This window comes from Streptomyces sp. AK08-02, assembly GCF_033795085.1.
Lineage (GTDB): Bacteria > Actinomycetota > Actinomycetes > Streptomycetales > Streptomycetaceae > Streptomyces > Streptomyces echiniscabiei.
In genome coordinates this window covers 46,551-70,137 of sequence record NZ_JARAZV010000034.1, presented here as the reverse complement: position 1 = coordinate 70,137, position 23,587 = coordinate 46,551, and the positions used below count along the sequence as shown (strand labels likewise).

Sequence of the window (23,587 nt, the reverse complement as noted above, 5' to 3'; positions counted from 1 at the left end):
GCCACCGAAGTGGCCGTTGTGTTGAGCAAAACGAGCAAAACTCGTCGTACTCCTGCTGTGTGCGGTCTGCCGGGACGCGCACGCTGGGGTGGGCCGCTCAAGCTTCCCGGTGTACGTGTCCCGGCAACGCATCTCCGAGGACGTCCCCCAAGACATCCTCAGACGCCAGCCGGCGCCCCCCAAGACGCTGGTCTGACATCGCCAACTTAGACCTTCGAAGCCCTTCGATGGTTACCTTCACAGCACTGTGATCTGCGTCTCTCGCATATGTCCCCAAGATGCGGCAGATCCCGGTTGTCGCGACCGGGACCCCAGCGTAAGGATGATGCGGGAGCCTTGTGAAGAGCTTATGTGAGGCTCGCGTCGGACTCCATAGGGACTATGACACCGACTTGTGCGTACTGGCGGTAACTTCGGCCGGTCAGGGGCCGATCTCAGCGGAACGTGCGCAGTCGGAGGCTGTTGGTGACGACGAACACGGAGGAGAAGGCCATCGCGGCCCCCGCGATCATCGGATTCAGCAGTCCGGCCGCGGCCAGCGGCAGCGCGGCCACGTTGTAGCCGAAGGCCCACACCAGGTTGCCCTTGATGGTCGCGAGCGTCTTCCGGGACAGCCGGATGGCGTCGGCGGCCACGCGCAGATCCCCGCGCACCAGCGTCAGATCGCTTGCCTCGATGGCCGCGTCCGTGCCGGTACCCATCGCCAGGCCCAGATCGGCGGTGGCCAGCGCCGCCGCGTCGTTCACGCCGTCGCCGACCATCGCGACGGTCCGCCCCTCGCCCTGGAGCCGCCGTACGGCGTCGACCTTCTCCTCGGGCAGGACGTCCGCGATCACTTGGTCGATCCCGACGGCAGCCGCCACCGCGTCAGCCACCGCCCGGTTGTCCCCGGTCAGCAGCACCGGAGTCAGCCCCAGCGCGCGCAGTTCGCGCACGGCCTCGGCGCTGGTCTCCTTGACCGCGTCGGCGACGGTGACGACACCGCGTGCCATCCCGTCCCAGGCGACCACGACGGCCGTACGTCCGCCGCTCTCGGCCTCGGCCTTCGCGTGGGCCAACTCCTGTGGCAGCGGCTCCGACAGCCCGTCCGTGAGCCGTCCGACGGTCACCTCGTGCCCTTCCACGCGCCCGCGTACGCCCCTCCCGGCCACGTTCTCGAAGGCCTCGGCCTCCGGCAGCGTCCCGACCCGCTCCACCGCCCCGGCGGCGACAGCGCGGGCTACCGGATGCTCGGAGGCGTGTTCGAGGGCGCCCGCGAGCCGCAGCACCTGCTTCTCGTCCTCGCCCTCGGCGACGTACACCTCCTGGAGGGTCATACGGCCCGTGGTGACCGTGCCCGTCTTGTCCAGGACGATCGTGTCGACGCGGCGCGTGGACTCCAGGACCTCGGGGCCCTTGATGAGGATGCCCAGCTGCGCCCCGCGCCCGGTGCCGACCATCAGCGCGGTCGGGGTGGCCAGGCCCAGCGCACAGGGGCAGGCGATGATCAGGACGGCGACGGCGGCGGTGAAGGCGGCGACCGTGTCGCCCGTGACGCCGAGCCAGACGCCGAACGTACCGAGCGCGATCAGCAGCACCGCAGGCACGAAGATCCCGGAGATCCGGTCGGCGAGCCGCTGCACCTCGGCCTTGCCGTTCTGCGCGTCCTCCACCAGCCGAGCCATCCGCGCGAGCTGGGTGTCCGCGCCGACCCGGGTGGCCTCGACGACCAGCCGGCCTCCCGCGTTCACGGTCGCGCCCGTGACGGCGTCCCCGGCCCCCACGTCGACCGGCACGGACTCGCCGGTCAGCATCGACGCGTCGACCGCCGAGGCGCCCTCGATGACGGTGCCGTCGGTGGCGATCTTCTCCCCGGGACGCACAACGAACCGGTCCCCGATCGCCAACTCGCCCACGGGAACGCGCACTTCACGCCCTCCGCGCAGCACGGAGACGTCCTTGGCGCCCAACTCCATGAGGGCCCGCAGTGCCGCGCCCGAGCGGCGCTTGGCGCGGGCCTCCAGATAGCGCCCGAGGAGGATGAACGCGATGACCCCGGCGGCGACCTCGAGGTAGATCTCGGAGGTGTCGCCCGTACGGGAGGCGGTGAACGAGAAGCTCTCCCGTATGCCCATCCCGTCCATCCCCGGCATGGCGGGCCTGCCCGCGTCGCCCCAGAACAGGGCCCACAGGGACCAGCCGTACGCGGCGAGCGTGCCGACCGACACCAGGGTGTCCATGGTGGCCGCGCCGTGCCGGGCGTTGGTGAACGCGGCCCGGTGGAACGGCAGTCCGCCCCAGACGACGACCGGGGAGGCGAGCGTCAGCGCGAGCCATCGCCAGTTGTCGAACTGGAGCGCGGGAACCATGGACATCAGGACGACGGGTGCGGCGAGCAGCACGGAGACGACGAGCCGCTGCCGCAGCGCGACCAGCTCGGGGTCGGCGTCCCGCTCGGTGGCGGGTGCCTCTGCCACGGCCGGCGGGGGCGGCTCCTCGGCCGTGTACCCGGTCTTCACGACGGTGGCGATGAGGTCGTCGACCCCGACCCCGTCCGCGTACGAGACCTTCGCCTTCTCCGTCGCGTAGTTGACCGTGGCGAAGACGCCGTCCATCCGGTTGAGCTTCTTCTCGACGCGGGACGCGCAGCTGGCGCACGTCATCCCGCCGATGGTCAGCTCGACCTCGTGGGGCGTGACTGTCGGGGTCTCGGTGCTGGTTCCGGTGCTGGTCATGGTCGCCGCGTCCCTCTGGTCAGGCCTGGTCGGCCAGTTCGAAGCCCGCTTCGTCGACCGCGGCGCGTACGGCGGCCTCGTCGAGCGGGGCCTCGGACACGACGGTGACCTCGCCGGTGGCGGCGACGGCCTTCACGGAGGTGACCCCGGCGAGCTCGGAGATCTCGGCCGAGACCGAGCCCTCGCAGTGTCCGCAACTCATGCCGGTCACCTGGTAGACGGCGGTGACGGAACCCGGGGTGTCGGTCTGCGCGGTCATGTCGTTGCTCCTCTTCGGATCTTCGAGGCGTCTGTCGTCGGGCGTCGCCGTGACGGACGAGCCCTCTGAGTCTCACACTACTATACCCCTGGGGGGTACTTGGCCGGTGATCGTGACAAGATCTCCGCTACGGACGGCGGGCTACCAGCTACAGCTACAGCGACGGTGAGGGCGAGGACGTATGCGTGCGGTGGTGTTCGAGCGGTACGGGAAGCCGGCCGAGGTGCGGGAGGTACCGGACCCCGTGCCCGCGCCGCACGGCGTCGTGGTGCGCGTCGAGGCCACCGGCCTGTGCCGGAGCGACTGGCACGGCTGGATGGGCCACGACCCCGACATCGCCCTGCCGCACGTGCCCGGCCATGAACTCGCCGGTGTCGTCGAGGCGGTCGGCGCCGGGGTGGACGGCTGGCGGGCCGGGGACCGGGTCACGGTGCCCTTCGTCTGCGCCTGCGGGAGCTGCCCGTCCTGTATGGCCGGTGACCAGCAGGTGTGCGAGCGGCAGACCCAGCCGGGGTTCACGCACTGGGGTTCGTTCGCGGAGTTCGTGGCGCTGGACCACGCCGACGTGAACCTCGTCGCCGTGCCGGAGGGGATGTCCTTCGGCACGGCGGCCTCCCTGGGCTGCCGGTTCGCGACGGCGTACCGTGCGGTGGTCCAGCAGGGGCGGGTGGCGGCGGGGGAGTGGGTCGCGGTGCACGGTTGCGGCGGGGTGGGCCTCTCCGCGGTGATGATCGCGGCGGCCTCCGGCGCCCGGGTCGTCGCGGTCGACGTGTCCCCCGGAGCACTGGAACTGGCGCGGAAGTTCGGCGCGGCGGCGTGCGTGAACGCGGCCACGACCGACGACACGGCCGCGGCCGTACGTGAACTGACCGGCGGCGGCGCCCAGTTGTCGCTGGACGCGCTCGGCTCACCGGTCACCTGCGCGGCCTCGCTGAACGGCCTGGGCCGCCGGGGCCGGCACGTCCAGGTCGGTCTGCTCCCGTCGTCCACCGGTTCGACGCCCGTCCCGATGGCCCGCGTCATCGCCCTGGAACTCGAACTCCTCGGCAGCCACGGCATGGCCGCCCACACCTACCCGCCGATGCTCGAACTGGTACGGGCGGGCGTCCTGCGACCGGACCTGCTGGTCACGTCCACCATCCCGCTGACGGAGTCCCCGCCCGCGCTGGCGGCGATGGGCGCGGCGCCGGGGGTGGGGGTGACGGTCATCGAGCCGTGGCGCTGATCCCGGCGAGGTCGGGGTACCCCTGGTGGGCGGCCCATTCGGGGGCAAGGACGGACATGCGTACGGCGTCGATCCATTCGCCCGCGTGCAGCAGGGTCTGGCGTTCGACGCCCTCGGCCACGAAGCCGGCCTTCTCGTAGGCGCGGCGCGCCCGGGGGTTGAAGGCGAAGACGTGCAACGACACGCGGTGCAGGCCCAGTTGCTCGAAGGCGTGCCCGACGATCAGCCGGACGGCCTCGGTGCCGAGACCCCGGTCGCGGCCACCCGGGCCGATCAGGATGCGGAAGCTGCAGTTCTGGTTGTCCTTGTCCCACTGGTTCAGGACCGCCTCGCCGACGAGTTCCCCGCTCGCCCGGTCCACTATGCCCAGGTCGAGCCGGTCTGTCTGGGCGCTGCGGGTGGTGTACCAGGAGCGCAGCCGGTCCGGGTCGAGGGGTTCGGCGGGGCTGCCGGTGAGCCTGGTCACCTCGGGATCGGTCAGGATCCCGGCCATCACGGGGACGTCGTCCTCGGTGAACGGCCGCAGTACGGCCCGCTCGCCGGTGAGGATGGGTTTGACGGAGAAGTCCATCCCGGGATCCTGAACGCCCGCCGCCCGCACCGGCAAACCAATAAATCCCGGGCCGATACGGGCCGGACCGACAAGGACCGCGCCCCGCTCGCGAGGGGCGTGGTGGGGCGGGGCGCGGCCGGGACTCGAACGGATCAGCCGTCTCTCCGGCCACGGTTGCCCGGCCGGGCCGCGACCCACGCTCGTACGGTGTCGGCGTACCAGTAGGGCTTGCCGCTCTCCACGTGGTCGGGTGCGGGCAGCAGACCGTGTTTGCGGTACGAGCGCACGGTGTCCGGCTGGACACGGATGTGTGCGGCGATCTCTTTGTACGACCAGAGCCGTCGGTCGGTCATAGGTGCACCTCCCTGCGCGTGCGTCACGGGGGCGGCCAGGGTGGGCCGTCGGGGGAGCCGGACGCTGCGCTTGGCGATCACAAAGCCATTGCCCGTCGAACGACTCTTCGTGACCCTGGGTAAGTGTCTGTTGACACGACGTGACCCATAACCCGCGTATGCGCGACACTTGTGACACGAGGGGAGCTTTTGTGACACGAGTGACGCAGAGGCGTACGCCCCGCGGCCCGGAGTGGCGAGTTGCCCTGTGGAACGCACGCCGATAGGCGGCGTTCCACAGGGGCGCGGGGCTGTATTCGATCTGCGGCTCCGCCGCGGGGCGCGCCCGGCCCCCACTCAACCTGCGGACAAGGAGCCGCCCGACCCGTGGAGCGCTACGCCCCGCAGGACCGCAGGAACGCCCGCGTCCGCTGCGCGATCGGCAGCGGCTTGTCCGGCTCGCACGGGTACATGTCCTGCTCGACGATCGCGAACAGATCCACGTCCAGCTTCTGGGCGGCGGCCAGCACCGGCCCCAACTCCGGTACACCGGCCGGGGGTTCGCACATGACGCCACGGGCCACCGCCGGGCCGAACGGGACCTCGTTCGCCCGTACGTCGGCGAGGATCTCGGGGTCGACCTGCTTGAGGTGCAGGTAGCCGATCCGCTCGCCGTAGGTCTCGATCAGCTTGACGCTGTCGCCGCCGCAGTAGGCGTAGTGACCCGTGTCCAGGCACAGCGAGACGAGCGAGGAGTCGGTGCCGTCGAGGAAGCGGGTGACGTTCGTCTCGCTGTCGATGTGCGTGTCGGCGTGCGGGTGGACGACGATCTGGAGGCCGTACCGCTCCCGCACCTCGTGGCCGAGCCGCTCGGTCAGCGTGGTGAGGTTGCGCCACTGCTCGGGCGTGAGGGTGTCGGACTCCAGCACCTCACCGGTCTTGTCGTCCCGCCAGAAGGACGGGATGACCACCAGGTGGGACGCGCCCATGGCCTGGGCCAGCACCGCGTTGTCCGCGACATGCGCCCAGGTCTTCTCCCAGACGGATTCGCCGTGGTGAAGCCCGGTGAAGACGGTGCCGGCGGACACCTTCAGGCCGCGCTTGGCGGTCTCCTCGGTGAGGACGGCCGGGTCGGTCGGCAGGTACCCGTACGGGCCCAGCTCGATCCACTCGTAGCCGGACTGCGAGACCTCGTCGAGGAAGCGCTGCCAGGGAACCTGCTTGGGGTCGTCCGGGAACCACACGCCCCAGGAGTCGGGCGCCGACCCGACTCGGATGCGTGACAGCGGGGACCCGGACCGGGAGGAGTCGGAGGAAGGGGACGACGTAGTCATGAGCGTCAGCTTCAGCTCACGCCGGGACGCGTGTCAAGCTCTGGTCCGAATGTCCGGACAAACTATTGACAGGGCTCCGTGAGGCGGGCTAGACCTGAGGGCGAGCCGCTGTGCGAGTCGTCGTGCGAGCCGCGTGAGCCGAAGAAAAGCGAAGGGAACTCGATGCCGTACGACCTGATCACCATGGGGCGGATCGGAGTGGACCTGTATCCACTGCAGACCGGTGTGCCACTCGCCCAGGTGACGTCCTTCGGAAAGTTCCTCGGCGGCTCGGCGACCAACGTCGCGGTCGCCGCGTCCCGCCTCGGGCGCAGCACCGCGGTGATCACGCGGACCGGTGACGACGCCTTCGGGCGCTATCTGCACGACGCCCTGCGCGACTTCGGTGTCGACGACCGCTGGGTCACGTCGGTCCCCGGCCTCAACACCCCGGTCACGTTCTGCGAGGTGTTCCCGCCGGACGACTTCCCGCTGTACTTCTACCGGCAGCCCAAGGCGCCGGATCTTGAGATCGACGCCCACGAACTGGACCTGGACGCGGTCCGCGAGGCGGGCATCTTCTGGGTCACGGGCACCGGCCTGAGCGAGGAGCCCAGCCGCACGGCGACCCTGGCCGCCCTCACCCACCGCGCCAAGTCCGGTACGACGGTCTTCGACCTCGACTGGCGCCCCATGTTCTGGCGGGACCCCGAGTCGGCGCGCCCCTTCTACACCGAGGCCCTGCGCCACACCACCGTCGCCGTCGGCAACCTCGACGAGGTGGAGGTGGCGACCGGCGTACGCGAGCCGCACGCCGCCGCCCGCGCCCTCCTGGACGCCGGAGTCGAACTGGCGGTCGTCAAGCAGGGCCCGAAGGGCGTCCTCGCCGTCAACAGCAAGGGCGAGACGGCCGAGGTGCCCCCGCTCCCCGTGAACGTCCTCAACGGCCTCGGCGCCGGTGACGCCTTCGGCGGCTCCCTCTGCCACGGCCTGATCGAAGGCTGGGACCTGGAGCGCATCATGCGGCACGCCAACGCGGCCGGCGCGATCGTCGCCTCCCGCCTGGAGTGCTCGTCGGCGATGCCCACCCCGGCCGAGGTCGAGGCGGCACTCGCGGCGGGAGCGGTGCGATGACCTCTGTGACCTCCGCCGCCCTGACCGGCGACGACACCAGCCCCGTCGCCCCCCTCGCCCCCGTCGACATCTCCGTCCTCGCCGCCACCCGCGCCCGGCACCCGGAGGCGGTCGCGGAAGCCGCCGCCCGCCGGCCGCGACGGCCCCTCCTCGGGGACTCCGGCCGGCTGATGATCGTCGCCGCCGACCACCCCGCCCGGGGCGCCCTCGGCGTCGGCAACCGCAAGCTGGCCATGGCCAACCGGGCCGACCTGCTCGAACGGCTGTGCCTCGCCCTCTCCCGTCCCGGTGTCGACGGCGTCCTCGCGACCGCCGACATCCTCGACGACCTGCTCCTGCTCGGCGCCCTGGACGGCAAGGTCGTCATGGGGTCGATGAACCGCGGCGGCCTCTCCGGCGCCACCTTCGAACTCGACGACCGCTTCACCGGCCACCGCCCCGAGGACATGGCCCGCCTCGGCTTCGACGCCGGCAAGCTGCTCGTGCGCATCGACTACGACGACCCGGGCTCCCTCACCACCCTGGAGTCCACGGCCCACGCCATCGACGCGATGGCCGAGCGGCGACTCCCCCTGTTCGTCGAGCCGTTCATCAGCAAGCGCGGCCCCGACGGCAAGCTCCGCAACGACCTCTCCGCCGAGGCCGTCACCAAGTCCATCGCCATCGCGTCGGGCTTGGGCGGCAGTTCGGCGTACACCTGGCTCAAGGTGCCCGTCACCGAGAACCCGGACGACATGGCCGAGGTCATGCAGACCTCCACCCTGCCCGCCGTACTGCTCGGCGGCGAGGTCGGCGACGACCAGGACGGCGCGTACGAGAAGTGGCGCGGCGCGCTCCAACTCCCCACCGTCCAGGGCCTCGTGGTCGGCCGCTCGCTGCTGTACCCGGCGGACGGCGATGTGTCCGCCGCCGTGGACACCGCCGTAGGGCTGCTGTGAGGCGCGCGATGACCGACCTGACGGCCGACCCGATGACCGAGGGGCACGGCGGCTGTACCGTGCGAGCGGAGTACGGCACCGCTGCGCACGACGAGTTCCAACTCCTGGGTGGGGAAAGGGTGTTCGCGTCGGTCGTCGACCTGGCGCACGCACCCCGGGCCGCCCGGGCACTGATCGCCTCCGGCGCGGGAGGCCGCTTCGCCCTGGCAGGAGCGAAGTGTGGGCGACGACTCCCCGCTCGCTACGGCCCCGCGCCGGAGGTCCACTTGGCACACCCGCACACCATGGGGGGACACCGATGACCCCGCCCACCACCCCACCCGCCTCCACGACGAGGCTCACGGTCGCGCAGGCGCTCGTCCGCTTCCTGGCCGCCCAGCACACCGAACGGGACGGCGTCCGCCGCCGGTTGATCCAGTCGACCTGGGGCATCTTCGGCCACGGGAACGTCGCCGGACTCGGTCAGGCGCTTGTCGAGTACGGCGACGAGATGCCGTTCCACCAGGGCCGCAACGAACAGTCCATGGTGCACGCGGCAGTTGGCTACGCCCGTCAGTCGAACCGCCTCTCCACCCACGCGGTGACGACGTCGATCGGCCCGGGCGCGACCAACCTCGTCACCGGCGCCGCGCTCGCCACGATCAATCACCTCCCGGTACTGCTCCTCCCCGGCGACACCTTCGCGACCCGCCCGGCGGACCCGGTCCTCCAGCAGCTCGAAGTCCCGTACGCGGGTGACGTGTCGGTCAACGACTGTCTGCGCCCGGTGTCGAGGTACTTCGACCGCGTCACCCGCCCCGAGGCGCTGATCCCGGCGGCGCTGCAGGCGATGCGGGTCCTCACCGACCCCGTCGAGACGGGCGCCGTAACTCTCGCTCTCCCGCAGGACGTTCAGGCCGAGGCGTACGACTGGCCCGACGAGTTCTTCGCCGACCGGGTGTGGCACGTACGCCGCCCGGTGGCCGACCCCGCCGAACTGACGGAAGCGGTACGGCTGATCCGTACCGCCCGCCGGCCCCTGATCGTCGCGGGCGGCGGAGTCCACCACAGCCGCGCGGAGGAGGCGCTGGCCCAGTTCGCCTCGGCGACCCGCATCCCCGTCGCCTCCACCCAGGCGGGCAAGGGCTCCCTGCGCCACGACCACGCCCAGGACGTGGGCGGCATCGGCCACACGGGAACGGCGACGGCGGACGAACTCGCGCGCCTGGCAGACCTGGTGATAGGCGTGGGCACCCGCTACACGGACTTCACGACAGCCTCCAACACCCTGTTCGCGGCGCCGGACGTCCGTTTCCTGAACCTCAACATCGCCCCGTACGACGGCCACAAGCTGTCCGCCACCCCGCTGGTCGCGGACGCCCGCAGCGCCCTGGAGCAGCTGACGGAGGCGCTCGCGCTCCACGACCACCGGGTCACGGACGCCTACGCGTCCGAGTACACCGAGGACAAGGAACGCTGGGAACAGCGCGTCGACGCCGCCTACGAGGCCGACGAACCGGACGTACGCCCGACGCAGCCGCAGGTACTGGGCGCGCTGGACGAGATCGCCGACGAGTCGGACATCGTCATCAACGCGGCCGGCTCGCTCCCCGGCGACCTGCACAAACTCTGGCGCGCGCGGTCTCAGGACCAGTACCACCTCGAATACGGCTATTCCTGCATGGGATACGAGATACCGGCCGCGATCGGTGTGAAACTGGCGGCGCCCGAGCGTCCCGTATGGGCGCTGGTGGGCGACGGCACGTACCTGATGATGCCGACGGAGATCGTGACGGCCGTACAGGAGGGGATCGCCATCAAGCTCCTCCTGATCCAGAACCACGGCTACGCGTCCATCGGCGGTCTGTCGGAGTCGGTGGGCGGCGAACGCTTCGGCACCGCCTACCGCTACCAGGCGGACGACGGTACGTACACGGGCGCCCCCCTGCCCGTGGACCTGGCCGCCAACGTGGCGAGCCTGGGCATGCGCGTCCTGCGCGCGAAGACGGTACGGGAGCTGCGGGCGGCGCTCGCCGAGGCCCGGGCCGCCGACACTCCCACTTGTGTCTACGTCGAGACCCAAACGGCAGACACAGTGTCGGGCGCGCCTCCGGCGCAGGCCTGGTGGGATGTTCCTGTGGCCGAGACCGCGACCCGCCCGTCAGCGGTCAAGGCACGTGAGCTGTACGAACGGCACGTCTCTACCCGACGCCGCCATCTGTGAAGGAGAACCTGGGCATGACGAAGATCGTCAACCACTGGATCGGCGGCAAGACCGTCGAAGGCGCGTCGGGCACGTTCGGGCCGGTCACCGACCCCGCGACCGGCGCGGTCACCACGAACGTCGCCTTCGCGACCGTCGACGAGGTCGACGCCGCGGTGGCGTCGGCCAAGGACGCGTACGCGACCTGGGGCAAGTCGTCCCTGGCCAAGCGCAGCACCATCCTCTTCAAGTTCCGCGCGCTGCTGGACGCCAACCGCGACGCCATCGCCGAGCTGATCACGGCGGAGCACGGCAAGGTCCACTCGGACGCGCTCGGCGAGGTCGCCCGCGGCCTGGAGATCGTGGAACTGGCCTGTGGCATCACCGTGCAGCTGAAGGGCGAGCTGTCGACGGAGGTGGCGAGCCGCGTGGACGTCTCGTCGATCCGCCAGCCCCTCGGCGTCGTGGCGGGCATCACGCCGTTCAACTTCCCGGCCATGGTGCCGATGTGGATGTTCCCCATCGCCATCGCGTGCGGCAACACCTTCGTGCTGAAGCCGTCCGAGAAGGACCCGTCGGCGGCGATGAAGCTGGCCGAACTCCTCTCCGAGGCCGGCCTGCCGGACGGCGTCTTCAACGTCGTCCACGGCGACAAGGTGGCGGTCGACCGCCTCCTGGAGCACCCGGACGTCAAGGCGGTGTCGTTCGTCGGTTCGACTCCCATCGCCCGCTACATCCACACCACGGCCTCGGCGAACGGCAAGCGCGTCCAGGCACTGGGCGGCGCGAAGAACCACATGCTGGTCCTCCCGGACGCGGACCTGGACGCGGCGGCCGACGCCGCCGTCTCCGCCGCCTACGGCTCGGCGGGTGAGCGCTGCATGGCGATCTCGGCGGTCGTGGCGGTCGGCGCGATCGGCGACGAGCTGGTGGACAAGATCCGCGAGCGCGCCGAGAAGATCAAGATCGGCCCCGGCAACGACCCCACCTCGGAGATGGGCCCGCTGATCACGAAGGTCCACCGCGACAAGGTGGCCTCGTACGTCACCGGCGCGGCGGCCGAGGGCTCCGAGGTCGTCCTCGACGGCAGCGGCTTCACGGTCGACGGCTTCGAGGACGGCCACTGGATCGGCATCTCCCTCCTCGACAAGGTGCCCACTACGGCGAAGGCCTACCAGGACGAGATCTTCGGCCCGGTCCTGACGGTCCTGCGCGTGGACACGTACGAGGAGGGCCTGGCCCTCATCAACGCCTCCCCCTTCGGCAACGGCACCGCGATCTTCACCCGTGACGGCGGAGCGGCCCGCCGCTTCCAGCTGGAGGTCGAGGCCGGCATGGTCGGCGTCAACGTCCCGATCCCGGTCCCGGTGGGCTACCACTCGTTCGGCGGCTGGAAGGACTCCCTCTTCGGAGACCACCACATCTACGGCAACGACGGCACCCACTTCTACACCCGCGGCAAGGTCATCACGACCCGCTGGCCGGACCCGGCCGACGGCCCGTCGGGCGTGGACCTCGGGTTCCCGCGCAACCACTGAGGTAGTTCCTCGCGCACACATGCCCGCCGACCTGGAATTTCCGGGGCGGCGGGCACTGTCGTTGCGCACAGGGACCGCATGATCTTGAAGAGGGGCCGTGAACGCGAGGCGGGTGGGAGTTCAGAGTCGTGTGCCCACGGCGAGGGTGTCGACACCCGACAGGCTGATCACGGCGCGCAGGATGATCGCGAGGCGCCGCTCGTCGAGGTCCATGACCCGGGTGAGGGTGGTCTGGTGCGGTGATGCGATGGACAGGATGAGGTCGACGAACCCCCGCTCGGCGTCGTTCAGTTGGAGTCCGTACAGGTAGCCGGCAAGGTTCTGCCAGGAGAATGAGAACGACATCCCGTCGTCGGTCTCCCACACAAGAGCCCTGCGGAAAGCGGGACGGGCGAGGATCTGCTTCTCGTCGACCAGCGCCCGGATAGCGGCCTTCTCGCGGGTTGTTCCGGCCGCTTTCAGGAGCACCTCCTCGAACGGCGGGGAGTGGACGTCGTCCTGGTCCTCCTGCCTGAGGAACGGGGCTGTCGTTGTCGCGGTCATCGGGTTGCCTCCGTGGAGAGTCGAGTGCCACCGGATTCGTAGGCGGCCCCGAGGAGTACGGGGTCGTTGAGTCGGCCCGACCCGTCAGGCCGGGACAGTCACAGCCGTCCGCACGCCTGCCGGCCCGTCGGCGGGCAGTGCAGCGGCCATCCCGGGTCCCGCACGAACACCTGCCGCAGGTCGGCCAGTTCGTCGGCGGCGTCGAGGGGCACCAGCCACCACGCCGTGTCGACACCCGGATCGGCGAGGAGCGGACCCCGGTCCTCGCCGGGGAGCCGGGCAAGAACCTGCATGGCGGTCAGAAGAGGTGTCTGAGCGGCGAGCCACCGCAGGCCGCTGGCGATGGGGGCCAGGGCTTCCAGATGCCAGGCTTGGCGTACGAGGTCCGGGTGCGCGGAGCAGTTGGCGAGCCACGCGTCCCCGGCCTCGTGGAGCGCGGTGAACCGCATTCGTGGAGCCATGACCAGGACCCTAAGGACTCCGGTTGCGCGCCTGTGCGGCGATTGCGAGCGATTGCGTGAAGCCACCGCGTGCTTGCCACGGATTGCTTACGCAAGGTCCAGAGCGGCCCGTGCACGGCCGATCAGACGGCGGGCAGGCGCCCCGTACTCGGCGGACTCCCCGAGCCAGTCCCAAGCCCTCTCGTACAGCTGGACATCGTCCTCGCCGGTGAGCCAGAGTTCTTCGCTGATCGTCTCGACGATGACCAGCCGCCGGTCGTAGATCCAGAAAGCGTGTGGGGCCGTACGCCGCAGCTGCGCACCGAACGGCAGGATGCCGAGTTCGATCCTGCGCTGCCCGACGAGGTTGTACAGGCGGTCCAGTTGCTCCGCCATGACGTCCACGGGGCACGACCGGTGATACAGCGCGGCCTCGCACACGAGGAACCGGAACGTCTTCTCCGGGTCGTACAGCGCTTCCTGCCGTCGCATGCGTGCTTCGACCGCGGCCTCGGTCGTCGGTGGGATGCCGCGGAACTCGGCGTTGGAGTCGAAGACGACGCGCGCGTACTCGGGCGTCTGGAACAGGCCAGGGACGCGAGACACCTCAAGTCCGCGGATCAGGCTGGTGGCGTCTGTCTGCCGGACGGCGATCTCCTGGCGGCCACGGTGTCCGCCGGCCAGTTGCCGACGCCAGGACCGGTGGCGCTGCTTCAACTCCAGCCCGGCGAGCAGCCCCCGAAGTTCCGGCTCGACGTCCGGTCGGCCGATGCCCTGGGCCCACGCGGTCAGGTCGCCGGCGCTGGGGGTCTGCTTCCCGTTCTGGAGTCGGGAGATCTTCGACGCCTGCCAGCCGAGTGCGGCGGCGAGGTCCTTGCCTTCGAGACCAGCCTCGACGCGCAGTTCTCGCAGGCGCGCGCCGAGAGCCTCTCGGGCGGTCTGGAAGTCCGTGCTCACACGGTCGAACGTACCCGCCTGGCGAACTCCTCGGTACGGATGGCGTGATGCCAGGCGGCGTCGCGGGCCTGGCAGGCGGTGAGGACTTCGGCCGGGTCTTCGGTGACGTACACGCCGAGAGTGGTGTCCTCGTCGTCGAACGCGAACCGGGCCACGGTCTTGGAGTCGAAGAGCCAGAAGTCGTAGTCCGGCAGACGCAGTTCCTCGGCGCGGGCACGGGTGAGGTTGCGGATGTCCTCCCCGGCGGCCACGTTGCCGGGCGCGCTGGCGAGGAGGAACCGCTGCCCCTCGGCCGCAGGCTCGTCGACCAGGCGTACCCGCTCGAACCGCTTCCCGAGCGCGGTCTGTGCGGCCACGTTCTCGCGCCAGTCGTTGCCGGGCCCGCCGGCGATGTCCTCTCCGGCTTGCCAGCGCTGCCACTTCGGGCTGTTGCGGTCGGAGGCGTAGCCGCGGCGCGTCTCCAGCCGCCAGGCGGTGTGTCGGAACTCCCGGAACAGGTGGGCGATCGCGGCGAACGGCCGCCGCTCGGGGGCCTCGGTGCGGGGTGCGTAGCGGGTGAGGAGGCTGCGCGGAACGCGGACGAATGTCTCGGACGGCTTGACGTCCCGGAGTTGGGCAAGGTGCTCGGGGTCGGTCTCGCGCTCGCCCTGAACGAGGATCTCATCCGTCCCCTCGATGTCGTAGAGGGTGGGGCAGTCTCCGTCGTCGCTGGTCGTGCCGATGAACCTGAGCGTCATGTCGCCCTCCATCTGCGCTGGTCGGAGGTCCAGCATGCGCAGGATCGGCGGAGTACGCCCGACGATTGCGGCAGATTGCCCCTGCGCTGATGGGTGTTGAGATTGCGTGCAATCAGCGAGGAGTCTGCCGTACCCACCCGGGAATGGAACGGGTGCCCGCACGGCTACGGCAGCGGGAACTCCGTACACGCGGGGTCCGCCAGACAGGCGTCCAGCCGCTCCCGGTTTGCCGCGTTCCGCTCCCGCAGTGCCTCGAAGCTCAGCGTTGCGCTGTCCGACCGCCCCTCACACGCAGGAAGTGCCGGGGCCGGATCAGTGTCCGGGTCGTAGTCGTCCGGTTGCCCGTCCAGCCACCTGCCCCACGCATCCACGCACGATTGCCGCGCTTCGGCTTCAGACAGGCTCGGTGACGCGGATACCGTGACCCTCGCGGCTGGAGCCGGTTTCTTGCTGTTTCCCGAGCTGGAACACCCCGCCAGTCCGAGACAGGCGGCAGTGAACAGGATGACGGTACGACGCATGATTCCCCCTGGGCGTGCGTGTCAAGAGGGCATCATGCTCGCCGCTGGGTGGATGTGTGGCCGGTGTGTCCGTGCTGTGACACCGAACGAGTGAACTCCCAACCGCGTAGAGGACGCGCTGTGTTGACGGTTACCTGGGGCTTTGCGTCGGAGGTAGCACGCCCCTCGGGCTCGCAGGTGAGGGTGTTACTGGTGAGAGTGAGGCTGACAGCTACGCCTTCGGGACTGTCCACTCCACCGGCTCAGCCAAGCCTTCGAGCTGGTACAGCACGGACTGGGGACGGTCGTTGCCGGGAACCGCGAACACCAGCTTTCCCCGAGCGCACTTGCCCGCGGTCACTGTGACTTCGAACGGATACTCCGGCTTCGGGAAGTCGCCGTACGTGGTGCCGGACGTTTTGATGCGGCTGCCGTTGCTGTAGTACAGCGTCCAGTTGAAGGAGCTGTCGGTGTACGAGCCCTTCCTTGTGCACAGTTTGAGGTCTGTGTATGCCCACATGTAGCCGGGGCCACCGGACTCCTTGCTGGCGCTGCCGACCGAGGTGAAGCCCTGTTTGTAGTCGAGAACGGTCAGAGTGCCTTCGAAGGGCTTGGCCGGGTCGTCGTTCTTGGGCTTCCAGGTGTCCCCGAAGGCGAAGGGTCCGGGGGACAAGGATGTGGCAGGTGCCATCGCCGTGCCGGTGGCGGAGAGGACGGTCTGCGTGGCGGTCACTGCTGTGGTGACCGTGGCGGAAGGGGCGGCCTTGTCGGTGCTGGGGCCGCCTTTGACACCGATCAGCACACCCACGAAGACACCGACGAGGGCCATGCCCGCATGGGTCAGGACGCTCCGGCGAGAATGCACGGAGCGAGGTGTCGAGGGGGCTGTCCGGTCACCATCCGAGCCCTTCAGTGGCCCATCCGGAGGGCCCGATGGGTTCCTGCTGTTCATGGCTTCAGGGTGCGTCGGCCAGCTCGTTCCCGCACTCCGAGCTCTGGAGACAGCCACCTGGACACGTGGAAGCAGCCACCGCTGGCCTGGATTCATCCGGTCGGCGGGCTGCAACGTCCCGTCGCCCGGTTCAGACACTCACCGGTAGATCTTGCCCGGCTCGGCCTTGGCCGGAGCGAGGAGCTGGCTGACGGTCACGAAGGTGTAGTGCTGCTCGCTGAGCGCCTTCAGAATGGCGGGCATGGCGGGGACGGTGCCCTTGTGCAGGGGGTGGAGCAGGATGATTCCGTCGCGGCCGGCGCCGTCGAGGATGCGCTTGGTGATCAGCGCGGAGTCGTCCGTCGCGTAGTCCTTCGCGGTCACCGTCCACAGGACCTGCGCCAGGCCCAGCTCCTTGGCGACCTTGGACACGCGGTCGTCGGTGGCGCCCCCGGGCGGACGCATCAGCGTCGGCTTGCTGCCGGTGAGGTCGGTGATCGCCCGCTCCGTGCGTTCCAGCTCGGCTCGGATCCGCGCGTCGGAGACGTCCTTCAGTACGGGGTGGGTCCAGGTGTGGTTCCCGATCTCGTGGCCGTCCGTGGCGATCCGCCGCACCACATCCGGGAACTTGTGGATGCGCCGGCCCTCCAGGAAGAACGTCGAGGGCGCCTTGTACTCCTTCAGGAGGTCCAGCAGCCGGTCGGTGGGTTCGCCCGGGTTGCCGTCGAAGGTGAGTGCGATGCACTTGGCCTTCTCGCAGTCCACCTGCCCTGCCGTTACGCCTGCTTCCGACGCGGCCTGGTGGCGTTCCGCGCGCGGGGAGAGGGTCTCCATCTTGTATGCCTGGATGACCATGACGACGGTCACGGTCACAGCCGCCACCAGGGCCACGGTCAGGGGTATGAGCAGGCGAAGCCGTCTCTTCAGGAAATTCACGCTCAGGGAGAGGACCTACGGCGCCGGAGAGTTGCCTGGCCGACTCGATTGTGAGGCGCCACACGTGAGTGCGACCCTCGTACTCCTGTCCGTATCTCCGGGGGCACGTTCGTACCACGGCTGGAGTACGCCCGCCCTGTGCCGTACGCCTGCGGGATGGCGAGAGGTTCCGACCGGTGGCTGCCCCGGATGTCAGTAGGGGCCCGTACCGTTGACACATGGATCTTCGAATGCCCGGACTGCGGGGAGCGTGGCCCCGGCGGTCACGTCGGCTGATCGCCGGCGTGGCCGTCGCCGTCGTCGTGCTCGCGGGCGCCGGTACGTGGACGGCTGTCGCCTCGGACGACGCGCCCGCGGTGCACCGCGCCGACCGGGTCATGGACGTCGGAGGCGGGGTGCGTATCGACACCTCGTTCTTCACGGCGGGGACCGACACGTCCCGCCGCCCCGCTGTTCTCCTCGCCCACGGCTTCGGCGGCAGCAAGGACGACGTACGGTCCCAGGCCCAGGACCTCGCCCGCGACGGGTACGCGGTGCTGACCTGGTCCGCCCGTGGCTTCGGCAGATCGACCGGCAGGATCGGGCTGAACGACCCGAAGGCCGAGGTCGCCGACGTCTCGAAACTCATCGACTGGCTCGCCACGCGCCCCGAGGTCCAGCTCGACAAGAGCGGCGACCCGCGCGTGGGCATGGCCGGCGGCAGCTACGGCGGCGCGATCTCCCTCCTCGCCGCCGGGTACGACGACCGGGTCGACGCCATCGCGCCCGCGATCACGTACTGGAACCTCGCGGACGCCCTCTTCCCCAATGGTGTCTTCAAGAAGCAGTGGGCCGGCATCTTCATCAACACCGGCGGCGGCTGCGAGAACTTCGAGGCCACGCTGTGCAGCATGTACGACCGGGTCGCCGAGGCCGGTAAACCGGACACGGCGGCCACCGACCTCCTCACCGAACGGTCGCCGTCCGCCGTCGGCAACCGCATCAGGGTGCCGACCCTGCTGCTCCAGGGCCAGACCGACTCCCTCTTCCCGCTCGGCCAGGCCGACGCCGCGGCGAAGGCGATCCGAGCCAACGGCGCCCCCGTGGACGTCGACTGGATCGCGGGCGGCCATGACGGCGGCGACATGGAGACCAGCCGCGTCGAGTCCCGGATCACCTCCTGGTTCGACCGGTATCTGAAGGACGACAAGGCCACCGACACCGGCCCCGCCTTCCGCGTCACCCGCACCGGCGGCATCGACTCCACCGACGGCGCGGCCACCCTGCGCGGCGCCACCTCGAACACCTACCCGGGCCTGGAGAGCGGGCAGCGCGCCATCGCCCTGACCGGCAGGGAGCAGACGTTCGACAACCCGGCCGGTGCCGCACCGCCCGCCGTCTCCGCCCTGCCCGGCCTGGGCGCGGCGGGCGGCCTCTCCCAGCTCTCCTCCCTCGGAGTCGGCGTCTCGCTCGACTTCCCGGGTCAGAACGCACGCTTCGAGTCGGCGCCGGTCGCCGACGACCTACGGATCACCGGTACCCCCACCGTCACCGTCCACGTGAAGTCGACCAGCGAGGACGCAGTCCTCTTCGCCAAGGTGTACGACGTCTCCGCCGACGGCAGGCAGCAGGTGCTCCCCGGCCAGCTCGTCACCCCCCTCAGCATCGAGGACGCCAAGGCGGGCAAGGACGTCACGATCACCCTCCCGGCCATCGACCACGAGGTCGAACAGGGCCACCGACTCCGCCTGGTCCTCGCCTCCACGGACCTCGGGTACGCCTCACCGGTCGCCCCGGCCACGTACACCGTCTCCGTGAAAGGTGACCTGAAGGTCCCCACCGCGCCCGGCGTCACCACGGCCTCGGCCGGGCTGCCCGCCTGGGTGTGGTGGCTGCCCCTCGCGGGCGCCGCGATCGCGCTGGCCCTGCTCCTGTCGGGACGCCGGCGTACGGCGGCGCCGTCCGCCCCGGACCCGGAACTGGCCGAAGTCCCGCTCCAGATCACCGACTTGAGCAAGCGGTACGCGAAGTCGTCGGACCGCTACGCCGTACGGGACGTGTCGTTCCGCGTCGAGAAGGGCCAGGTCCTCGGACTCCTCGGCCCCAACGGCGCCGGCAAGACGACCACCCTCCGTATGCTCATGGGCCTCATCAAGCCGGACGCCGGCGAGATCCGCGTCTTCGGGCACGCAATCCGCCCCGGCGCCCCGGTCCTGTCCCGTGTCGGTGCCTTCGTCGAGGGCTCGGGCTTCCTCCCGCACCTCTCCGGCCGCGAGAACCTGGAGCTGTACTGGCAGGCGACGGGCCGCCCGGTCGAGGACGCCCACATGGAGGAGGCCCTGGAGATCGCGGGCCTCGGCGACGCACTCGCGCGCGCCGTACGCACGTACTCCCAGGGCATGCGCCAGCGCCTCGCCATCGCCCAGGCCATGCTCGGCCTGCCCGACCTCCTCATCCTCGACGAACCCACCAACGGCCTCGACCCGCCCCAGATCCGCGAGATGCGCGGGGTCATGATCCGGTACGCGGAGGCCGGCCGCACGGTGATCGTCTCCAGCCATCTGCTGGCCGAGGTCGAGCAGTCCTGCACCCACCTCGTCGTCATGGACCGCGGCAAGCTGGTCCAGGCGGGCCCGGTCAGCGAGATCATCGGCTCCGGCGACACCCTGCTCGTCGGCACCACCACCCCCGTGGAGGAACCGGTTGTCGAGAAGGTGGCCGCCCTGCCGGGCATCGTCTCCGCCGTACGCACCGACGACGGCCTTCTGGTCCGGCTCGCCCCCGACGACGGCAGCGCCCAGCGCCTCGTCGTCGAACTCGTCCGCCTCGAAGTGCCCGTGGAGTCGGTGGGCCCCCACCGCCGCCTCGAAGACGCCTTCCTCACCCTGATCGGAGGTTCCGCATGACCACGACGAGCAAGACGAACACGGCGAGCAAGACGAACACAACGAGTGCGACGAGTACGACGGCCACGCTCGTCGAGCGGGCGGAGACGGCCGACGGGTACCGCGCCCGGCGGACACTGCCCCTGCGCGTCGAGCTGGTCCGCCAGCTCAAGCGCCGCCGTACGCTCGTCATGGGCGGCATCCTCGCCGCGCTGCCGTTCATCCTCGTCATCGCGTTCGCGATCGGCGGCGAGCCCGGCGGGCGCAACGGCCAGGTCACCCTGATGGACACGGCCACCGCGTCCGGCGCCAACTTCGTCGCCGTCAACCTCTTCGTCTCCGCGGGCTTCCTGCTGGTCATCCCCGTCGCCCTGTTCTGCGGGGACACGGTCGCCTCGGAGGCGAGCTGGTCCTCCCTGCGCTATCTGCTCGCCGCCCCCGTGCCGCGCGCCCGCCTGCTGTGGTCCAAGCTCTCCGTCGCCCTCGGCATGAGCCTGGCCGCGATGGTGCTGCTGCCGGTCGTGGCCCTCGTGGTCGGCACGGCGGCCTACGGCTGGGGCCCGCTGGAGATCCCCACCGGCGGATCGCTCGCCGCGGGCACGGCGGCCCAACGCCTGGTCGTGGTCGTGGGATATCTCTTCGTGTCCCAACTGGTCACCGCGGGACTGGCGTTCTGGCTGTCGACGAGGACGGACGCCCCGCTGGGAGCGGTCGGCGGCGCCGTCGGCCTGACCATCGTCGGCAACGTCCTGGACGCCGTGACGGCCCTCGGCGACTGGCGCGACTTCCTGCCCGCGCACTGGCAGTTCGCCTGGGCGGACGCCATCCAACCCCGCCCGGAGTGGGGTGGCATGATCCAGGGGACGGCCGTCTCGATAACGTACGCCCTCATCCTGTTCGCCCTGGCCTTCCGGGGTTTCGCCCGCAAGGACGTCGTCTCCTAGGTCACCGGAGGATCACCTACCGGTCTCGACGGCCGCCTCCCGTGGCCACTTCGAGATCCATCCGCAACACCCCGTACCGCACATTCCGGCCCCCTCCGCCGTCACAGTCACAGAAGTTGACGTCGTCCGGCGTCAACGGACGGAGGGGGCACGGCAGATGGAGCGGACCCGGATCCACCGAACACGACGCCTGCGAGGCACGCTGATCGCGCTGACGGCCGCGAGCGGCCTGCTGCTCACCGGCTGCAGCGGCGACGCCGGTGACAGCGGCCAGAGCAGCAAGGCGGACAGCGGGCAGAACTCCGGCGGCGGCTCGGGCTACGCCCCCGCGCCCGCCCAGAGCAACGGCTCAGGCGAACAACGGGACGGCGACCGGAGCGAAGGCGAACAGGACGACGCCGAAGGCGACTTCGCCCCGCCCCCCGACTACCTCTCCACCTTCGCCCTCGACGTCGACACCGCCTCGTACGGCTACGCCCGCCGCACCCTCGCCGACGGACACCGCCCCGACCCGTCCACGGTCCGGCCCGAGGAGTTCGTCAACAGCTTCCGCCAGGACTACGAACGCCCTGACGGCAACGGCTTCTCGGTCACCGTCGACGGCGCCCGCACCGACCGCGAGGACTGGTCCCTGGTCCGCGTGGGCCTCGCCACCCGCACCGCCGAGCAGGACGGCGAACGCCCGCCGGCCGCCCTCACCTTCGTCATCGACATCTCCGGTTCGATGGCCGAGCCCGGCCGCCTCGACCTTGCCAAGGACTCCCTCGGCGTGATGACGGACCGACTGCGCGACGACGACTCGGTGGCGATCGTCACCTTCAGCGACGAGGCCGAGACCGTCCTGCCGATGACCCGCCTCGACGACCACAGAGACCGCGTCCACGACGCGATCGACGAACTGGAACCGACCGACTCGACCAACCTCGGCGCAGGCGTACGCACCGGCTACGCCACCGCCGTGAAGGGCCTGCGCGAGGGCGCCACCAACCGGGTCGTGCTCGTCTCGGACGCCCTGGCCAACACGGGCGACACCGAAGCCGACTCGATCCTCGACCGCATCTCCGACGCCCGCCGCGAACACGGCATCACCCTCTTCGGCGTCGGTGTCGGCAGCGACTACGGCGACGCCCTGATGGAACAACTCGCCGACAAGGGCGACGGCAACACCACCTACGTCTCGAACGAGAGCGACGCCCGCAAGGTGTTCTGCGAGCAGCTCCCGCGCAACGTCGACCTCACCGCCCGCGACGCCAAGGCCCAGGTCGCCTTCGACCCGGAGACGGTCGCCGAGTTCCGCCTGATCGGCTACGACAACCGCCGCGTCGCCGACGACGACTTCCGCGACGACCGGGTGGACGGAGGAGAGGTGGGCCCCGGACACACGGTCACCGCTCTCTACGCGGTCCGCACCAAGCAGTCCGCCTCGGGCCACCTGGCCACGGCCACGGTCCGCTGGCTCGACCCCGAGACCCGCGAACCCCACGAGGAATCGGGCCAGTTGGAGGCGAAGGCGGTGGACGAGGCGCTCTGGAACGCCCCGTCCCGCCTCCAGGTCACAGCGGTGGCCGCCTACTTCGCCGACGCGCTACGCAAGGGCGCCGACGACTGGACCACCCTCCCGGGCGCCCCGTCTCTTAGCGAACTGGCCGACAAGGCGCACGAGTTGGCGAACACAACCGAGGACAAGGCGGTCCGCCAACTGGCCGAGGCAATAGACCAGGCAGGCCGCTATCAGGACTAGGCGGCGCGGGTGAACGCCGGATGCGACGAGCGCCCCGCTTTCAGGTCCGCGGGGAACTGCGCGACCAGCCCCCGCGGACCTGCGGCCAACACACAACCCGAGCCCCACTAACCGCACACAGACGGAACCGCCCTCCCAAGCCCCTCCACATGCAACCCATCCAACCGGTACCCCCAAGCGGAGCGCCCCGCAGCAAGCACAAGCCGCACCTCGCACAAGTCCCCCGCCCGAACCCCCGCCGTCTCCTTCAGCGTGTCCAGCAACTCGGTGGTGATCCGGTCCAGGATCGGCCGTACCTCCTTCACCAGATCGGGCCGCTCGGTCGGCCGAAGCTCGGGATGCGCGTCCCAGCGGGCGTACAGCCCACGCTGGACCACCTTGTTCGCCTCGATCTGGTCCCGGAACACGGCAGCCACCGCCGCCGGGTCGAGGCCGAGCCCGACGGCCCGCGCCGAGACATCGTCCAGGATCTGCTGCTCGCGCACCGGGTCGTCGATCGGCTTGTCGGTGCCGTACTTGGCGGCGGCGACCTTGTCGGCGACCAGCAGCCGCTCGGCGAACAGGTCGGTCAGCGGGGTCAGGGAGTTCAGGGAGGAGCTGGGGGAGAGGGCGACACTGCTCACTCGTACCGGAGTTGACGTGTGGGCCACGGCAGGCGCCGCGCCGGAGGCGGCGAGGACGGCCGACGCGCACACGGCGAGAAGAACGGACCGCACGGGGTTCCTTTCGGTGGGGGGAGGTCAAGCCGACGCCGGACCGAAGCCCCGCGCCGGTCAGCAAAATATCCGCCCCGGATGATCTGCTTG

General features: G+C 70.3%; 20 protein-coding genes and 1 pseudogene. 9 read left to right on the top strand and 12 right to left on the bottom strand.

Annotated features, from left to right (window positions below; genetic code table 11):
• Positions 1 to 434 precede the first annotated feature (434 nt).
• Positions 435 to 2,714: a heavy metal translocating P-type ATPase gene (locus PV734_RS44555; protein ID WP_319294942.1), complete on the bottom strand. Its 2,280-nt coding sequence runs from the start codon at positions 2,712 to 2,714 to the stop codon at positions 435 to 437.
• Between the two features lie 19 nt (positions 2,715 to 2,733).
• Entirely contained in the window at positions 2,734 to 2,973 is a 240-nt protein-coding gene (locus tag PV734_RS44550; protein ID WP_319294940.1) for a heavy-metal-associated domain-containing protein, read from the bottom strand.
• Positions 2,974 to 3,154: 181 nt separating this feature from the next.
• Here PV734_RS44550 and PV734_RS44545 point away from each other — a divergent pair, with 181 nt between their 5' ends.
• Positions 3,155 to 4,198: a zinc-dependent alcohol dehydrogenase family protein gene (locus tag PV734_RS44545; RefSeq protein WP_319294938.1), complete on the top strand. Its 1,044-nt coding sequence runs from the start codon at positions 3,155 to 3,157 to the stop codon at positions 4,196 to 4,198.
• Here the strand turns inward: PV734_RS44545 and PV734_RS44540 are convergent.
• The 3 genes from PV734_RS44540 to PV734_RS44530 form a co-directional block, all read right to left on the bottom strand.
• Entirely contained in the window at positions 4,179 to 4,769 is a 591-nt protein-coding gene (locus tag PV734_RS44540) for a GNAT family protein (protein ID WP_319090152.1), read from the bottom strand. The genes PV734_RS44545 and PV734_RS44540 overlap by 20 nt on opposite strands.
• 134 nt (positions 4,770 to 4,903) lie before the next feature.
• Positions 4,904 to 5,104: a MerR family transcriptional regulator gene (locus PV734_RS44535; RefSeq protein WP_319090151.1), complete on the bottom strand. Its 201-nt coding sequence runs from the start codon at positions 5,102 to 5,104 to the stop codon at positions 4,904 to 4,906.
• A gap of 374 nt (positions 5,105 to 5,478) precedes the next feature.
• Entirely contained in the window at positions 5,479 to 6,417 is a 939-nt protein-coding gene (locus PV734_RS44530) for a sugar phosphate isomerase/epimerase (RefSeq protein ID WP_319090150.1), read from the bottom strand.
• 162 nt (positions 6,418 to 6,579) lie between these two features.
• Between PV734_RS44530 and iolC the strand changes: the two genes are divergently transcribed.
• The 5 genes and pseudogenes from iolC to mmsA all read left to right on the top strand — a co-directional run bounded on the left by iolC (position 6,580) and on the right by mmsA (position 12,188).
• The gene (gene iolC / locus PV734_RS44525) at positions 6,580 to 7,530 is read left to right on the top strand and encodes a 5-dehydro-2-deoxygluconokinase (protein WP_319090149.1); all 951 of its coding nucleotides are present in this window, start codon (positions 6,580 to 6,582) and stop codon (positions 7,528 to 7,530) included.
• Positions 7,527 to 8,468 carry a deoxyribose-phosphate aldolase gene (locus PV734_RS44520; protein WP_319090148.1) on the top strand — a complete coding sequence of 314 codons (942 nt, stop codon included), beginning with the start codon at positions 7,527 to 7,529 and terminating at the stop codon, positions 8,466 to 8,468. The genes iolC and PV734_RS44520 overlap by 4 nt, the downstream gene beginning before the upstream one ends.
• Before the next feature lie 47 nt (positions 8,469 to 8,515).
• Positions 8,516 to 8,731, top strand: a pseudogene (locus PV734_RS44515) (5-deoxy-glucuronate isomerase); the annotation flags it as partial.
• Between the two features lie 35 nt (positions 8,732 to 8,766).
• Positions 8,767 to 10,671 (top strand): 3D-(3,5/4)-trihydroxycyclohexane-1,2-dione acylhydrolase (decyclizing), encoded by a 1,905-nt coding sequence (iolD, locus tag PV734_RS44510; RefSeq protein WP_319090147.1) that lies wholly within the window; start codon positions 8,767 to 8,769, stop codon positions 10,669 to 10,671.
• A gap of 14 nt (positions 10,672 to 10,685) precedes the next feature.
• Entirely contained in the window at positions 10,686 to 12,188 is a 1,503-nt protein-coding gene (gene mmsA, locus PV734_RS44505) for a CoA-acylating methylmalonate-semialdehyde dehydrogenase (protein WP_319090146.1), read from the top strand.
• A 120-nt stretch (positions 12,189 to 12,308) separates the two neighbouring features.
• On the opposite strand, the gene PV734_RS44500 is transcribed toward mmsA, so the two are convergent.
• The 6 genes from PV734_RS44500 to PV734_RS44475 form a co-directional block, all read right to left on the bottom strand.
• Positions 12,309 to 12,731, bottom strand: coding sequence for a hypothetical protein (locus PV734_RS44500; RefSeq protein ID WP_319294936.1), 423 nt, complete (start codon positions 12,729 to 12,731; stop codon positions 12,309 to 12,311).
• A gap of 98 nt (positions 12,732 to 12,829) precedes the next feature.
• Entirely contained in the window at positions 12,830 to 13,192 is a 363-nt protein-coding gene (locus PV734_RS44495; RefSeq protein ID WP_319294934.1) for a hypothetical protein, read from the bottom strand.
• 87 nt (positions 13,193 to 13,279) lie between these two features.
• Entirely contained in the window at positions 13,280 to 14,128 is an 849-nt protein-coding gene (locus PV734_RS44490; RefSeq protein WP_319294931.1) for a helix-turn-helix transcriptional regulator, read from the bottom strand.
• Complete coding sequence (locus PV734_RS44485) at positions 14,125 to 14,865, bottom strand: DUF6879 family protein (protein ID WP_319294929.1); 741 nt, start codon at positions 14,863 to 14,865, stop codon at positions 14,125 to 14,127. Before PV734_RS44485 ends, PV734_RS44490 begins: the two co-directional genes overlap by 4 nt.
• Before the next feature lie 732 nt (positions 14,866 to 15,597).
• Positions 15,598 to 16,230: a hypothetical protein gene (locus PV734_RS44480; RefSeq protein WP_319294927.1), complete on the bottom strand. Its 633-nt coding sequence runs from the start codon at positions 16,228 to 16,230 to the stop codon at positions 15,598 to 15,600.
• Positions 16,231 to 16,455: 225 nt separating this feature from the next.
• The gene (locus PV734_RS44475) at positions 16,456 to 17,232 is read right to left on the bottom strand and encodes a polysaccharide deacetylase family protein (RefSeq protein ID WP_319090139.1); all 777 of its coding nucleotides are present in this window, start codon (positions 17,230 to 17,232) and stop codon (positions 16,456 to 16,458) included.
• A 218-nt stretch (positions 17,233 to 17,450) separates the two neighbouring features.
• Between PV734_RS44475 and PV734_RS44470 the strand changes: the two genes are divergently transcribed.
• The 3 genes from PV734_RS44470 to PV734_RS44460 all read left to right on the top strand — a co-directional run bounded on the left by PV734_RS44470 (position 17,451) and on the right by PV734_RS44460 (position 22,781).
• A complete protein-coding gene (locus tag PV734_RS44470; protein WP_319294925.1) occupies positions 17,451 to 20,117 on the top strand; it encodes an alpha/beta fold hydrolase in 2,667 nt (888 codons plus the stop codon).
• Positions 20,114 to 21,040 carry an ABC transporter permease gene (locus PV734_RS44465; protein WP_319294923.1) on the top strand — a complete coding sequence of 309 codons (927 nt, stop codon included), beginning with the start codon at positions 20,114 to 20,116 and terminating at the stop codon, positions 21,038 to 21,040. Before PV734_RS44470 ends, PV734_RS44465 begins: the two co-directional genes overlap by 4 nt.
• 157 nt (positions 21,041 to 21,197) lie before the next feature.
• Entirely contained in the window at positions 21,198 to 22,781 is a 1,584-nt protein-coding gene (locus PV734_RS44460; protein WP_319090136.1) for a vWA domain-containing protein, read from the top strand.
• Positions 22,782 to 22,888: 107 nt separating this feature from the next.
• Here the strand turns inward: PV734_RS44460 and PV734_RS44455 are convergent, their stop codons facing one another.
• The gene (locus tag PV734_RS44455; RefSeq protein ID WP_319090135.1) at positions 22,889 to 23,497 is read right to left on the bottom strand and encodes a chorismate mutase; all 609 of its coding nucleotides are present in this window, start codon (positions 23,495 to 23,497) and stop codon (positions 22,889 to 22,891) included.
• Between the last annotated feature and the right edge of the window lie 90 nt (positions 23,498 to 23,587).

Excerpts from the sequence above, each read along its gene's own strand:
- PV734_RS44555 (WP_319294942.1), bottom strand. The coding sequence starts at position 2,714 with ATGACCAGCACCGGAACCAGCACCGAGACCCCGACAGTCACGCCCCAC.
- PV734_RS44550 (WP_319294940.1), bottom strand. The coding sequence starts at position 2,973 with ATGACCGCGCAGACCGACACCCCGGGTTCCGTCACCGCCGTCTACCAG.
- PV734_RS44545 (WP_319294938.1), top strand. The coding sequence starts at position 3,155 with ATGCGTGCGGTGGTGTTCGAGCGGTACGGGAAGCCGGCCGAGGTGCGG.
- PV734_RS44540 (WP_319090152.1), bottom strand. The coding sequence starts at position 4,769 with ATGGACTTCTCCGTCAAACCCATCCTCACCGGCGAGCGGGCCGTACTG.
- PV734_RS44535 (WP_319090151.1), bottom strand. The coding sequence starts at position 5,104 with ATGACCGACCGACGGCTCTGGTCGTACAAAGAGATCGCCGCACACATC.
- PV734_RS44530 (WP_319090150.1), bottom strand. The coding sequence starts at position 6,417 with ATGACTACGTCGTCCCCTTCCTCCGACTCCTCCCGGTCCGGGTCCCCG.
- iolC (WP_319090149.1), top strand. The coding sequence starts at position 6,580 with ATGCCGTACGACCTGATCACCATGGGGCGGATCGGAGTGGACCTGTAT.
- PV734_RS44520 (WP_319090148.1), top strand. The coding sequence starts at position 7,527 with ATGACCTCTGTGACCTCCGCCGCCCTGACCGGCGACGACACCAGCCCC.
- iolD (WP_319090147.1), top strand. The coding sequence starts at position 8,767 with ATGACCCCGCCCACCACCCCACCCGCCTCCACGACGAGGCTCACGGTC.
- mmsA (WP_319090146.1), top strand. The coding sequence starts at position 10,686 with ATGACGAAGATCGTCAACCACTGGATCGGCGGCAAGACCGTCGAAGGC.
- PV734_RS44500 (WP_319294936.1), bottom strand. The coding sequence starts at position 12,731 with ATGACCGCGACAACGACAGCCCCGTTCCTCAGGCAGGAGGACCAGGAC.
- PV734_RS44495 (WP_319294934.1), bottom strand. The coding sequence starts at position 13,192 with ATGGCTCCACGAATGCGGTTCACCGCGCTCCACGAGGCCGGGGACGCG.
- PV734_RS44485 (WP_319294929.1), bottom strand. The coding sequence starts at position 14,865 with ATGACGCTCAGGTTCATCGGCACGACCAGCGACGACGGAGACTGCCCC.
- PV734_RS44470 (WP_319294925.1), top strand. The coding sequence starts at position 17,451 with ATGGATCTTCGAATGCCCGGACTGCGGGGAGCGTGGCCCCGGCGGTCA.
- PV734_RS44465 (WP_319294923.1), top strand. The coding sequence starts at position 20,114 with ATGACCACGACGAGCAAGACGAACACGGCGAGCAAGACGAACACAACG.
- PV734_RS44460 (WP_319090136.1), top strand. The coding sequence starts at position 21,198 with ATGGAGCGGACCCGGATCCACCGAACACGACGCCTGCGAGGCACGCTG.